13 protein-coding genes are annotated in these 14438 nt (G+C 39.5%); 4 read left to right on the top strand and 9 right to left on the bottom strand.

The window, feature by feature from the left end; all coding sequences use genetic code 11:
* Positions 1–6 precede the first annotated feature (6 nt).
* From JK635_RS17215 to JK635_RS17205, 3 genes are all read right to left on the bottom strand, one after another.
* Positions 7–534 carry a Gx transporter family protein gene (locus tag JK635_RS17215; RefSeq protein WP_202655189.1) on the bottom strand — a complete coding sequence of 176 codons (528 nt, stop codon included), beginning with the start codon at positions 532–534 and terminating at the stop codon, positions 7–9.
* A gap of 39 nt (positions 535–573) precedes the next feature.
* Positions 574–942 carry a NusG domain II-containing protein gene (locus JK635_RS17210; RefSeq protein WP_202655188.1) on the bottom strand — a complete coding sequence of 123 codons (369 nt, stop codon included), beginning with the start codon at positions 940–942 and terminating at the stop codon, positions 574–576.
* A gap of 115 nt (positions 943–1057) precedes the next feature.
* Positions 1058–2623 (bottom strand): FAD-dependent oxidoreductase, encoded by a 1566-nt coding sequence (locus JK635_RS17205; protein WP_202655187.1) that lies wholly within the window; start codon positions 2621–2623, stop codon positions 1058–1060.
* Positions 2624–3213: 590 nt separating this feature from the next.
* On the opposite strand from JK635_RS17205, the gene JK635_RS17200 reads away from it, so the two are divergent.
* Positions 3214–4779 (top strand): PucR family transcriptional regulator, encoded by a 1566-nt coding sequence (locus tag JK635_RS17200; protein ID WP_202655186.1) that lies wholly within the window; start codon positions 3214–3216, stop codon positions 4777–4779.
* An 84-nt stretch (positions 4780–4863) separates the two neighbouring features.
* Here the strand turns inward: JK635_RS17200 and JK635_RS17195 are convergent, their stop codons facing one another.
* Positions 4864–6660, bottom strand: a complete 1797-nt coding sequence (locus JK635_RS17195) for an ATP-binding protein (protein ID WP_202655185.1) — start codon at positions 6658–6660, stop codon at positions 4864–4866.
* 302 nt (positions 6661–6962) lie between these two features.
* Here JK635_RS17195 and yhfH (JK635_RS17190) point away from each other — a divergent pair, with 302 nt between their 5' ends.
* The 3 genes from yhfH (JK635_RS17190) (at position 6963) to JK635_RS17180 (ending at position 7597) form a co-directional block, all read left to right on the top strand.
* Positions 6963–7097, top strand: coding sequence for a protein YhfH (gene yhfH, locus JK635_RS17190; RefSeq protein ID WP_202655184.1), 135 nt, complete (start codon positions 6963–6965; stop codon positions 7095–7097).
* Positions 7098–7173: 76 nt separating this feature from the next.
* Complete coding sequence (gene yhfH, locus JK635_RS17185; RefSeq protein WP_202655183.1) at positions 7174–7308, top strand: protein YhfH; 135 nt, start codon at positions 7174–7176, stop codon at positions 7306–7308.
* A 97-nt stretch (positions 7309–7405) separates the two neighbouring features.
* Entirely contained in the window at positions 7406–7597 is a 192-nt protein-coding gene (locus tag JK635_RS17180) for a hypothetical protein (RefSeq protein ID WP_202655182.1), read from the top strand.
* 46 nt (positions 7598–7643) lie between these two features.
* On the opposite strand, the gene JK635_RS17175 is transcribed toward JK635_RS17180, so the two are convergent.
* Genes JK635_RS17175 through JK635_RS17155 form a run of 5 tightly spaced genes read right to left on the bottom strand, consistent with a single transcriptional unit; the run spans position 7644 to position 14338 of the window.
* The gene (locus JK635_RS17175) at positions 7644–7862 is read right to left on the bottom strand and encodes a cold-inducible protein YdjO-related protein (RefSeq protein ID WP_202655181.1); all 219 of its coding nucleotides are present in this window, start codon (positions 7860–7862) and stop codon (positions 7644–7646) included.
* A 12-nt stretch (positions 7863–7874) separates the two neighbouring features.
* Positions 7875–8597, bottom strand: coding sequence for a respiratory nitrate reductase subunit gamma (gene narI, locus JK635_RS17170; RefSeq protein ID WP_202655180.1), 723 nt, complete (start codon positions 8595–8597; stop codon positions 7875–7877).
* 12 nt (positions 8598–8609) lie between these two features.
* Positions 8610–9140: a nitrate reductase molybdenum cofactor assembly chaperone gene (gene narJ / locus JK635_RS17165; protein WP_202655179.1), complete on the bottom strand. Its 531-nt coding sequence runs from the start codon at positions 9138–9140 to the stop codon at positions 8610–8612.
* Positions 9133–10659, bottom strand: coding sequence for a nitrate reductase subunit beta (gene narH, locus JK635_RS17160; RefSeq protein ID WP_202655178.1), 1527 nt, complete (start codon positions 10657–10659; stop codon positions 9133–9135). Before narH ends, narJ begins: the two co-directional genes overlap by 8 nt.
* On the bottom strand, positions 10649–14338 hold the full coding sequence (locus JK635_RS17155; protein ID WP_202655177.1) for a nitrate reductase subunit alpha: 3690 nt from the start codon (positions 14336–14338) through the stop codon (positions 10649–10651). The genes narH and JK635_RS17155 overlap by 11 nt, the downstream gene beginning before the upstream one ends.
* Between the last annotated feature and the right edge of the window lie 100 nt (positions 14339–14438).

The following is a 14438-nucleotide window of genomic DNA, read 5'->3' as shown; positions in this document are numbered from 1 at the left end:
GTGCTTTCAAACTATGATCTTTTTAGCAGTGAAAATCTCTTTATTACGAATTTCATTGATAACCAGTTCACCAATTCTTCCGGTGATGAATCCGGACACGATAGACGTAATGAAAAGAGCAGGGAGATAATACAATACAATAAGTTGTCCAAGCATCATGGATGCCACCATAACTTGCGCCGTGCTGTGGATAATCGCTCCGATAATACTAATGATCTTAATGCTGAAAAGCTGCGAAAATTTCTTGTATAGTACCCACATTATTAAAGCACTTAGGATTCCACCACTTAAGCTAAATGGCAACATGGTTACACCTCGGGTTAATACCGCGACCACAAAGCTTCGTACGACCACAATTAAAAGGATATCTTTTAATCCAAGGAAAACGATTCCTACCATGGTAATAATATTCCCTAATCCAAGTTTCACTCCTGGGATAGGAATCGGAAGTGGAAAGAAGGACTCTATAAATGAAATCAAAATAGCATTGGTAACTAAAATGATGATGATCGCATCTTTTCTATTTTTACTCATCAATGGTTCCCCCCTTTTTCAGAAAACTCTGGGCTATTTTCATGGCACATTAATCGATACGGTGGTGTTGGAAGGAACGCAGATCGCCATATCACCAGGCTTGGTCAGCCACCCAGTTTTTACACAAATCTTATTCGGACAATCTGCCTCTAAAACTCTAATTCTTCCTTTTTCTGCTAGTACCGTTAAATGTATGCCATCCTCCAATTTGATATATTTCGGCTTCTTTAGCTTGTTCAAGTTGATCTTGTCAACTAACCTTCCATCGCGTTTGATTTCCGCAATGAGGCTCTTGTTTTCTTTGCTTTCACTTTGCACATGTTGATTCCAAAGCCAAAGAGTTGCGATGATTAGCAGTGCAATCATCAAGAAGATGAAAAAAAGATCACCCTTTTTAAATTTACGCATGACCTTCATGACAAGGAATCACTTCCTTCCTACCACCTATTGCATTTTTGATAAATTGGCAAAAAGACAATGCTTTTTGCCAATTTATCACATGTAACACAATGGTTGAAATCTCTTAATTTATTTCCCCTATATATCTCTTGGCATCTTTTGCAGCAAAACGACCGGAGTTAACAGCCCAGCCTTGTTGAGAACCTGGCACGATATTAACATCATATGTTTCACCATTAAGTCCACCTGCATCGCCGCCACCGGCGTAGAGTCCTGGAATAACTTTTCCTTTTTTATCCAAAACTTGTGCATCCGGTGTTACTTCCAATCCATCAGTAGTTGCAAAAATACCTAGTCCAAATTTAAAGCCATAATATGGGCCTTTTTCAACTGGATATAAGTATTTAGCTGGTAATCCAAAGTCTTTATCAACCCCAGTTTTGGCAAATTCATTCCACTTATTTACAGTTGCTTCCAAATTAGCTTTATCAATTTTCATTTTATCCGCTAATTCTTCAAGGGTATCTGCTTTAAATACCGAATCTTTGTTCTTTTCCAAAGCTTTATTCAAATCATCATAAAAGTTAGGCATTTTATTTGTCCAAGTTGGAAATCCATTTTTTATAAAGCCGTCCAACGTATCTTTTGTCACAATATGATAGACATATCCTTGCTGTTTTTGGGCGTTTCCGGCTGTGCCCCAGTCTCTCTCAACAACTGACTCATCTTCAAAGCGGAAACCTTCCTGATTTACTTTCAAAAGAGGCATCCATCCAACCATATTAATCGGACCATAAGTAGGTTGTCCTTTCATGGCAGCGCCAAAGTTCATAAGTGTCCCTTTTAGGCGTTTATCTGAGGCGCCAACTTTTAGTGCCATATTGATGCCATCTCCAGTTCTTCCTGGAACACCAACATCAACAACCACGTCACCGTCAATTTTTGCATATTTCTCAATCATTTTAGGATTATTGGCATATCCGCCAGTAGCTAATATTACTACAGGAGCCTTGATAGATAAAGTACCGCCATCACTTTTCTCTGCCTTAATGCCCGCTACTTTACCATCTTTCATGATCAATTCTTTCCCTCTGGTTTCAAGCATTATTTTTACGCCTAATTTTTTGGCATTATCCGAAAGACTTGCGACCAGTGAATTTGTAGTAGGTTGATCACGATGATACAGGTGCCAAGTATTAAATTTGTTTGTTCCATTTGGCGCCAGCATATCAAATTTCACACCTAAAGATTCTAACCAGTTTCCTGTTTCACCCGAGGATTGATAATACTTCATCAATAGCTCTGGATTGGTTGCCCAATGATGGAAATCCTGTGCTTCTTTAAAAACTTTCTTTACATCATAATGAATCCCTTGCTTTTTAGCAAAATTAGTATTAATCCCTCCATAGCCTTCAGCAGAATTGGAAGATCCGCCAAGACTACCATTTTTCTCAAGCATAATAACATCTAAACCGAGTTGTTTTGCTTGGATCGAGGCAGACATGCCTGTAGCACCGGAACCAACAACCACCACATCGGTGCTCATGGTCTCGCCTTTCGCATTACCTTCACCATTCGATTTTGCATTGTCGCCAGAACCGGAACATCCTTGGAGAAGCAAAGTTGCCATTAAAACGACAATGGCAAGGACGTTAAGTTGTCTGTTTCCGGCAAATCGCTTTATTCCCATCTGTTTCACTCCTTGTGATTACATAACGGAAGAATATGTTATGTAAATTTTGATTATTGGTACCACTGAAGCGATAAGAGGGTGCTATCATTTCATTTTAGTGGTTCCGCTGAGAATAATGGGAGTTAGAACTCCCCCATTCTTTAAAGCTAGCAGGTAAATGATTCAACCGTTCAAACGATTAAACTAGAAACGGAAATCTGTTAATGATTCTTATTCTTTAAGAAACCGTAAGATCATTCTGTTTGCTTATCCTTTCAACCAATCCCTGATTCAATTAAAAAAATCGACAATTTGTTCACATTTTCACAAAACAGGACATGTGCTTTCCCTCCCCGCCTTAATTCGAGCCACACCATCGAAACAGACGAGTTTGTAATTGGTTTCCCTTAACACCTCCATTGATTCCGTTTTCTCTCCTGCTAAGGCTTTAATTTTCTCACAATCATTTTACCCCGGACTATTTTCTTATTTCATCGTACAATTGTTAAAAGATATTATGCAAAATGTACAACCGCTTACAAGTTTCACATAACCTTCACGATTTATCTCTAGTTGAAACCGTATAATAGAACAATGAGGTGATGAAATTGAGGATAACCATTCCGATGTTACTTGATAGGCTATCTGGCGTTCATTTTCAATATTTTCCTAGTGCAGAATCACAGATTAACCATTTAACAGAGGTTAGATTTCTTCAAAACAATATTGTGAGTGAACCAGATATTCTCTATATAACAAATCTGTCTTTTCTGATTTCAAGCTACAATGGATTGATTCCGGAAAAAATCGCCTGTATTAACGATGCAAATCTTGAATGCAATAGTGATGAAAGATTCCAATATACCGATCTATTCATCTTTGAGAATTTAACGGAAGTCACTGAATTATTTAATATGCTTCAAGATATTTTTTGCTACTATTCCACTATTTTCAATCACCTTTTGGAAATAGTGAAAGAGAATAAAGGATTAGATTTTCTATTAGAGAACATCGCAACACTATTAGGAAACCCTTGTTCGATTGTTGATCGAAATTTAAAAGTTCTTGCAGGAATTAATTACATGCCCAATACGAAAAATCAGGAATTCTATTCCTATTATCTCAAACAAATTCAATCTAACGGGTATACTTTTGGTGACTCTAAATATATCGAACAGTATTTGTCCAAAAATAACGCTAGTAAGGACAAGCCAGTCTATTTCAACAGAAGTGAGGGCGCTATATTCAATTGTATATCGTATACTATTTCGGTAGGCAATGAAAAGATAGGCTGGTTGAATGTTTACGAAATTGAAAAACACTTTTCTGATATAACATCTGATTTAATGATTTTTTTCTCTGAAATCCTATCGTTAGAATTGTCCAAAAATGAATGCTATTTATTAAATACCGTAACAAAATATGAATATCTTTGTACCGACTTACTGAACGGCCAGAATCTATCCGAGGAAGAGATTATGAAGTTATCTAATTATCTGAATTTTCCTTTGAATAACGAATACTTTCTAGTGGTCGTTAAACCTTCAACACATGTAAATGATGTTTCAAAATTAACCCATTTAAGAGCAAGAATTCTTGCTTCTACCAAGTGTAATATATGTTTACTTTATGAATATAGGATTGTCATCCTTTTTGAATCTGCTGTTAATAACGATTCCCTTTCAAAAATAAAAAAGTTGTTAACTGACTTCAATATGTTGGCGGGGATCAGTAACAATTTTACAAATATTAAGGACATTAACAAAGGCTATGCTGAAGCAGAAAAAGCTATAGAATTAGGAATAAAGTTTAAATTGTCTGGGGCTATGTTCCGATGTATGGATTTTCCATTATATCATCTCATTGATGTATGTGCGAAGCACGAAGACATAAGAAAATTTTGTCATCATTCGTTATTACAATTAACAGAATTTAATCCAGAACTGTCAAATACATTATATCAATATTTAAAAAATGGAAAATCTCAGTCGAAAACAGCTAATGATCTACATATACAAAGAAGTTCCCTACTATACAGACTAAAAAAAATTGAAGAAGTACTCGGATTTAGTCTCGATGACTATCAATCATTACTTCATTTGCAGCTTTCATTTGAGATATTAAATTATTTGAATTTTGATAGTTGTCAACATAATTCTTCTTCAATGGCGTAGGTAAGCTGGCTTCAATAGTCTATAAGATCCTGTTCTTCCACCCAAAAAACGCTTCCGCAATGACAGCGAAAGCGTTTTATCGTTTTAGGCGGTTTTTTTAGCGGGCAATAGAATATTAAAGGTAGTTCCTTTGTTCAGCTCGCTCTCGACAAATACCTTCCCCTGATGACCTTCGATGATTTTAAAGCTCATCATTAGTCCTAACCCGTGTCCTTGCTTCTTGGTTGTGAAAAATGGCTCGCCCAATTTTTTCAATTGCTCCTTTGGAATTCCGACACCGGTATCTTGAATGGAAATTTGCACATTGTTGTCATGAATCATTGCTTTTACATAGAGATCGCCGCCGTTTGGCATCGCTTCAATCGCGTTTTTAATAAAATTCAAAAATACCTGTTTTAACCGATTTTCATCACAATTTATTAGAATATTTTTTTGCTCACAGTCAAAGTGCAGTCGGACATTCTTTTTGATTGCTTCAAATTCCTGCATGGAGATAACAGTTTTAATGACAGGCACAATATTTTTTTCTTCCAGTTCAACTGCCTTTGGTTTGGCTAAGACCAAAAAGTCTTCAACAATTGTATTAACTCGTTCAATTTCATCAAGAATGATATTTAAGAACTCCAGGCGTTCCGGATCTTTTTCATCTAATTGCAAAAATTCAGCATATCCTCGCATAGATGTCAGCGGATTTCGGATTTCATGGGCCACTCCCGCTGCTAATTGCCCCACAGCCGCAAGCTTATCTTGGCGATGGAGGACTTCCTCTTGCTTTTTTCTCTCGGTAATATCAGTCCGGATCGAGAGATATTGATACGGCTTTCCATTTTTATTTAAAAAGGGCACGATGGTTGTATCCACCCAATAAAGTGTTCCATCTTTAGCCCGATTACAAATTTCACCATACCAAACTTTCCCATGGCCAATCGTTCTCCAAAGTTCCTTAAAGAATTCTTTAGAATGATAGCCAGAGTTCAGAATACGGTGGTCCTGCCCCAATAATTCTTCCTCACTGTACTTAGAGATTTCACAAAACTTATTATTTACAGAAGTAATCCTCCCCTTTTCATCCGTAATCGCAACGATCGATGATTGGTTTAAGGCAAACGTAATATCCTTTACTTCTTTTGTAATATCCCGCAAAGTGGTGTCGGAGGCAGCAAGCTGCTTGCTTATTAATGTACTTGAGACAATTAGGCCGCCCATGATAAGAACCGAAACAAATAAGACTAAATAATTAAAGAAAGGACTGTCCACAACCGTTGCATTCGTCACATCATTTGCAGTTATGATCACCAATGATTTTCTCAATAATATATGACCTTCGGCAATCGTCCCGGACATAATCAAAGCACTAACAGGTTTTAACCATGTCTGATTTTCCTGGGAATTTTTTGAGGAAAATAACATCCATAAAGAAAACAAAAAAGAAGCGAAGATTAATAAACTGGAAACAATAAATAATAACACATGGTATTCTATTTCCACATTTAGAGCATAATTTCCGATAATGTGGATAGCGATGACAGCAAGTGTAAGAAATAAGCTGCCTATCATTAAGTGATAAAAACGAATCTTTCTCCCAAAAAAAGGCATAAAGGCCATTCCTGAAAAAGCAATACCAATCAAAATGGATAATATCACAAGTGGTATATAGTAATTGGCAAATAAGCCGGCATTGGTAACAATCAGACCCATAAAATTAGTAACCCAAATTCCCATCCCCATCGAAAAAGTTCCGCCGAGAAACAGTAACCGTTTGTTTTGATCAGATGTTCTTATTAACCTGAACATATCTAATGCCGTATATGAAGCCATTATCGTTAAGCCTATCGCGATTATGAAGAAAAATGGATGAAACGAGTTAAATAATGTATCCATTTAACCAGCATCCCCCCTTTAAATCTTTTTCTACTATGATTTTAATGGAAAGTGGTTTGTTATGGAAGTGTTAAATTAATATGAATATTGCTTTTTTAATATTTTTTTACCTACACTATTTTTTCATTAGACCTTCGTGCTAACAATATCCCAAAAGGAAACAAACAGGTTAAAAGACTTATTTTTTAAAAAAGTTGATAAATTTTTCAAAAAAGTCTACACATTTTTATTGTTTTCGTTTATACTGTACTATAACAAGGTTGAAATTATAATTCTGTATTAATAAAGGAGAGCGATTTCCAATGTTAATGAGTCCGCTAGAGCTTATCCGCAGTTTACCTAATAAAGTATGTCCTGAATGTGGTCAGCTGATCGAAGAGCAAGCAGAATCGTATTTAATGGAATGTGACCGCTGCTTAGCAAAAAAGGAAGAATAAGATCTTTTTTTTGCACCTTCTGTATTATAACAACAATAAAAAATAATTAACTGTATTATTAAAGGAGGATACTAAAATGTTAATGAGTCCGGTTGAATTTTTCCGTAATTTACCTGAAAAAGTTTGTCCAGAGTGCGGTCAGCAAATCGAAGAGCAGGCAGAATCGTATTTCATGGAATGCGACCATTGTTTATCAAAAAAAGGGGAATAAAGCTAATTCTCCAGTATAACCTGGAGAATTTTTTTGAAACAGCTTAGCATAAACCATTCTTCATTAGTAAAACCTTTACATAAGGAGTTGATGAAGGATGGCAAAAAGTAAAAATAAAGATTATCTTACCACTGCACCCAAAAAGCAGCAACTGACCATAAATAATGGCGCGGTTTATCCAAATTTAAAAAATGTTCCCGGCGACTCGGTCGACGAACATGAAGCTCTTGAAGAGGCTAATTCTCTAGTCACAGGTGATGAAATCAGACAACAAAATGAAAATCTTTAAGAAAAAAGACTGTCAAATTCAACTGACAGTCTTTTACCTTTCATGATTAAATTTTTGGTAGAACCCGAATTTCTTGAATCATTTCATTACCGCATATCGGACAAAGTAAATCTGCTGCAACAAAGTCCTTTCGCATCCAGCCAATGCATGAATCAACAATACATGAGAAAACTTCTGTATCTTCTAAAATGATCTCCGTTTCAATGTCTTTACCCTTTCTGCCATAAAAAATAGCAACCGCCTCCTTTTTTCTTAGTATGTCCATAAAGTGAAGCTATTATTGTTTTTCGGGGTCCTCTGACATGGCCAATGCTTTTCTGCCAAAGACGGCACGGTAGACAATATATTTTCTTTTTAAATACTCAAGAGGCAGGCTCCAAACATGGACAAGCCTCGTAAATGGCCAAATTCCAAAAAGCAATAGAGCCGAGACAACATGGATTTGAAATCCAAGCGGGATCCCTGCCATCAGAGCTGAATCCGGATTTAAAGTAAGAATTCCACGAAACCAAGGGCTAATCGTTTCACGATATTCAAATGCAACACCTCTTCCGGTATACCAAACAGTGTTCACGAACCCCGAAAAGATAATCAATGTTAAAAGAACAAGTACAAGAATATCGCGAAATGTGCTGTGGACATAGATCCGTTTCACAGTGAATCGACGAACCATTAGTAGACATACACCAATAATGGTTGCCAGGCCGGCAATTCCTCCTATCCAGACGGCCCCAAAATGATACATATGATCTGTAATTCCAACGGAGTCATAAAAAGCCTTAGGAATTAAGATTCCTGCTACGTGGCCAAAAAACACAAAAATAATTCCATAATGGAATAAAACACTGCCCCACTTTAATTGCCTCTTCTCCAAAAATTCGCTTGATTTGGCTGACCAGCCAAATTGATCGGTATTGTAGCGATAAATATGGCCAACAACGAACATCGTTAACATAATGTATGGGAAAGAAATCCAGAAAAAGTTTTGCCAAAAGGTCATTCATGGTCCCCCTTACGACGCTTTTTGTTTATTGATCATGTTTTCAATTGTTTCAACACAAGCTTGTAAAATAAATTGGTAAGGGCTATCGATTGCGGATAATTCCTTTACCAATTGATCAATTGCTCGGCGATGAACCATCAGCATTTTTTGAGCGGTATCAGCTGGAGCTAGTGAACAAAATTCAAGCACAAGCGGGAGAAAATCCGGTAATTCATTACTTTTCAATGGAAGGCCTGCCTCATCATAATCCTTTTTCAATTTGATTAGCGCCTTTCCCCTGTCAGGATTTTCCCCAAACAGATAATGTGTTAGATATAGTGTTGTTTTTTCATTAAAATCAAACGTGAATGAATAATTGGCACAAAGCTCATGAAAAGGGACAGAATGAAGATAATGGTAAAATTGTCTAAACAGCATTTTGGTTAATTGATCATCAATTAGATTTATTTCCTCTTTGAGTTGCTCATCCGTAAACCACTCCGTCTCTGGATGTTGTAAAAGTAATGACGCTAATCCAAGAATATGCTGATGTTCATCCATTTAGTTCACCCCAATAATCATCGCCGATCTTATAGTCGCTGGAAATAATCGGTGTGACTGAGCAGCCGGAACAACCCTCCATAAAATCAAACCCGGCTGTTCCCTGACCTAGGAACATATTTCCTGCATCCTCCCGATGGGATTTCGGTATACAATAGCGGTCGTCATATTTGGCAATTGCCGCCAGCTGATACATTTCGTGCATTGTCTCTTCGTTCATGCCGACTGCATTAAGAATAGTTTGGTCCGGTTTTTTGCCTAAATTAAGCGATCTCATATAGCTTCGCATGGCAACCATTTTTTTTAACACTTTTCGAATGACTTCGGTATCCCCTGCGCTGAGCATATTGGCCAAATATTCTATTGGAATTCTCAGCTCGTCAATCTGTGGAAAAATAACATGCGGGTTAATCCCGTCAAGTCCTCCATCAAAAGCACTCATAACCGGACTGAGCGGCGGGATATACCACACCATAGGTAATGTACGGTATTCCGGATGGAGTGGCAGGGCGATTTTTTGCTCCACAGCAAGCTTATATACTGGTGATTGTTGAGCAGCCTCAATCCAGTCTTCCTGATAGCCTGCCTTTCTCGCCTCTTTAATAACTTCAGGATCATGTGGATCAAGAAAAATACCCAAATGTGCCTCGTATAAATCTTTTTCATTTGCTGTCGCTGCTGCCTCCGCGACTTTATCTAAATCATAAAAGACAATCCCAATATAACGAAGTCTGCCTACACAAGTTTCTGAACAAACCGTCGGCATTCCTGCTTCAATTCTTGGAAAACAGAAAGTACATTTTTCCGCTTTATGTGTCTTCCAATTAAAATATACTTTTTTATACGGGCATCCCGTCGTACAAAAACGCCAGCTGCGGCAGGCTTCTTGATCGACTAAAACGATGCCATCCTCTTCCCGTTTATAAATCGCTCCTGAAGGACAAGAGGCTACACAAGAAGGGTTCATACAATGCTCGCAAATTCTCGGCAAATACATCATAAACGTTTGCTCATATTCAAATTTGACCCTTTCCTCAATCCCCTTGCGGTTCGGATCATCCTGTCCGGTTTGATAGACACCGGCCAGATCATCCTCCCAGTTAGGCCCCCATTTGATATCCATATATTCACCCGTAATCTGCGATTTGGGCCGTGCAACCGGCTGGTGTTTTTTTCCCGGGCTGCTCAGCAAATGTTCATAATCATAGCTCCACGGCTCATAATAATCATCCAATTCTGCCAGATTGGGATTATAGAAAAGGTTCAACAGCTTTGAAACCCTGCCACCGGCCTTCAATTCAATCTTGCCGTTTCTTAACTGCCAGCCGCCTTTATATTTGTCTTGATTTTCCCATTCCTTTGGATAGCCAATTCCTGGCTTGGTTTCGACATTATTCCACCACATATATTCAGCACCTGGACGATTTGTCCAGGTGTTATTACAGGTAATACTGCAGGTATGGCAGCCGATACATTTGTCTAAATTCATCACCATGCCAAACTGGGCCTTAATCTTCAAGCCAATCCACCTCACTTCGATCAAGTCTGGAAATGATCACGCGTTCATCCCGCTGGCTTCCACATGGCCCATAGTAATTAAAGCCATAGCTTAACTGGGCATAACCGCCAATCATATGGGTAGGTTTCATTTGCAGTCTTGTCGGACTATTAAAAGTCCCACCGCGTTGTCTTGTTATCGTGGAACCAGGGACATTGATATGCCGTTCCTGCACATGGTACATGTACACCTGCCCCCGTGGGAGCCGATGCGTAACAACAGCACGGGCAACGACGACACCGTTCCGGTTATACATCTGCAGCCAATCATTATCAGCAATCCCCACCTCTTTGGCATCTTCTACATTCATCCACACATGTGGACCGCCTCTAAAGAGTGTCAGCATGGGAATCGTATCACCATAGGTACTATGGAAAGACCATTTAAAATGTGGCGTTAAATAACGTAGGTTTATCTCTTTGCCCATCCCATCAGGTTTTCGATCTGTTGTTTGAAACGCCGCTTTTTTAAGAGGCGCCTTAAAAATGGGAAGCTCCTCACCAAACTCAAGCATCATTTCATGATCTAAATAAAAGTGCTGCCTACCGGTTAATGTCCGCCACGGAATCAGCCGCTCGACATTAGTGGTAAACGGCGAGTAGCGGCGTCCGCCAGTTTCTGTACCGCTAAACACAGGGGTAGAAATAACTTGACGCGGCTGTGCGGTTATTTCATTAAATGAAAGATGTTCCTCTGCTCTCTCCTCTGCCAAGTCAGCTAATTTTTGTCCGCTCCTTCGTTCCAATGCCGCCCACGCCTTCATGGCGAGGGAGCCGTTAGTTGAACTTGATAATGAGAGGATTGCTTCTGCTGCATCCCTTGCTGTATATAGACTTGGACAGTCTTTATACTCGGTTTTATTGGCGGTGCCAAGAAGTTTCTTCAATTTTTCATATTCTTCTTTTGCCTGCCAGCCAATACCCTTTGCTCCGATTTGCTCCTTTACGACTGGCCCAAGCGAGATAAACTTTTCGTACACTTTGCGATAATCCCGTTCTACTACATGTAAACGCGGGAAGTTCTGACCGGGAACAGGCTCAGCTTGGCCATTTATCCAATCTGAAATTTCTCCAAATGAACACGCCTTGGAAATTTCATCACGTGAATCATGCAAAAGCGGTGTCGCGACAACATCCTGGACCGGAGTAGGAAAATATTTTTCAGCCATCGCAGAGAACTTTTTTGCCAGTAATCTAAACGTGTCCCAATCCGATTTTGATTCCCATGGAGGTGCGATTGCCGGATTAAACGGATGGACAAATGGATGTAAATCTGTACTGCTAATATCATATTTTTCATACCAAGTAGCGGTGGGTAGAACAATATCTGAGTACAAACCAGTCCCGGCCATACGGAAATCGAGATTAATCATCAAATCAAGCTTTCCATCAACGGGCTCCTCATTCCATTCAATTTCCTCCGTTGCTAATTCAATATTCTGTTCACTAAGATTTCCACTATGTGTGCCAAGCATATACTTTAGAAAATATTCATGACCTTTCGAAGAACTTCCAATTAAATTGCCCCGCCAGACAAACATGACCTTTGGAAAAGTTTTTCGATCCTCAGGATTTTGAATCGCAAACTTGGTGTTTCCTTGTTTAATATCTGAAACGATAGACTGGATGATTTCTTCTTTATCGGATAGTTTACTGCTATCAACAAGTTTCAGAGAATTTTTATCAAACTGCGGGTACGCTGGTGTCCACCCAAGTCTAGTCCCTAACGCATAATAATCACCGGCATGTTTATAACGGGGTGCATCTACGAGCGGTGATACTTGGTCGGCGATAGACTGGTCATCATATTTCCATTGCTCGGTCACAAAGTAAAAAAATGGGGTTGCTGCATGCAGCCTGGGCGGACCGCCCCAATCTCTTGCCATGGCAATTGTCTGCCATCCTTCTAATGGACGTACCTTTTCCTGACCTACATAGTGGGCCCATCCCCCACCATTTACTCCTTGTGATCCTGTCAACATTACTAAATTAAGAATCGTACGATAGGTAGCGTCCGCATGGTACCATTGATTAATTCCCGAACCCATGATCACCATTGAACGACCGTTAGAATCAACCGCATTTTGGGCAAATTCACGGGCAATTTGTGCAGCAAGTTTACGGTCAACACCCGTTAAACTTTCCTGCCAAGCAGGCGTATATGGCTTGGGATCATTATAGTCCTGAGGAAAGTCTCCTTTTAAGCCTGTTCTGGTTACACCCACTTTCGAGAGCATTAAATCAAACACGGTCGTAACGAGAATAGATTGACCATTCATCTGGATCCGCTTAACAGGAACCTCACGGATAAAAGTCTCCTTTTGTTCCATTTCAAAATGCGGAAACTCCACCGGTACAGCCTCATCCTCAGTCCCGAGCAGCGTTAATAATGGATTGATCCCAGATATATTTTGTTCTGAATCATTCAGATGAAGATTCCATTGTCCATTCTCTTCCCATCTATGACCAATCGTCCCATTGGGGAATGCTGGCCTATTCATGATCTGGTCCCAAACAACTGTTTTCCACTCCCCATTGGTAATCGTAGGATCAAGTTCGCTTGCTCGTAAGAATGTGCTTGATATATAGGAATTGCCGTGTTTTTTTAACTTGATGAGAAAAGGCAGATCAGTGAATTTTTTGACATAATCGGTAAAATAATCTGTTTGTTTATCGACATAAAATTCTTTTAAGATGACATGTGTCATGGCCATGCCTAATGCCCCGTCCATACCCGCTTGACAATTTAACCAGTTATCGGCGAATTTGACAAATTCCGCATAATCAGGGCTGACGGCCACCACTTTTGTGCCACGGTATCTTGCTTCCACCATAAAGTGGGCATCAGGTGATCGCGTCTGGGGAATATTCGATCCCCAAACTAGCAGGTAGGATGAATTAAACCAATCGGAGCTTTCCGGGACATCCGTTTGCTCCCCCCATACCTGTGGTGATGCTGGTGGGAGATCTGCATACCAATCATAGAAGCTTAACAATGAGCCTCCGATTAGGGATAGGAAACGCCCACCGCCGGCATAGCTGACCATCGACATTGCTGGAATCGGCGAAAATCCAAAAATTCGATCGGGACCAAATTCTTGAAGCGAATAGATAAGGGATGCACAAATTATTTCACTTACCTCTTCCCATGAAGCGCGAACAAATCCTCCCTTCCCACGAGCCTGTTTATACTTTTTGGCTTTTTCGGGGTTAGCCGAAATTTCCTTCCATGCAGCAACCGGATCACTGGTTTTCGCCAACTCTTCTCGCCACATCGTTAATAAACTGCCGCGAACATAGGGATAACGGACTCTTAACGGACTATAAATATACCAGGAGAAACTCGCTCCTCTTGGGCAGCCACGAGGTTCATACTCAGGCATATTAGGACCCGTTGAAGGATAATCGGTAGCTTGGGTTTCCCAAGCGATAATTCCATCTTTTACGTGAACCTTCCAGCTGCAAGAGCCGGTACAATTAACTCCATGCGTTGTTCTAACCGTTTTATCATGCTGCCACCGCCGTCTATATACTTTTTCGGAGTTCCGATCGATAGGATTCATTACTGCATGGGCGGCAACATCCCTTGATTGCCCAAAGAATTTTAATTTTTTCAGAAGCGGGGCTCGTTTTCGTTCCATATTCTCACCTTCTTTAAACATTTTTATCTAGTAATGTATCCATTAACTGTAAATCTATTCTTTCAGTTCAGGTTTGTTTTAAATAATCCATAGGTTGGAA

The sequence above is a fragment of the Neobacillus paridis genome, from assembly GCF_016765675.1.
Lineage (GTDB): Bacteria > Bacillota > Bacilli > Bacillales > Cytobacillaceae > Neobacillus > Neobacillus paridis.
This window is presented reverse-complemented; position numbering and strand designations above follow the sequence as displayed.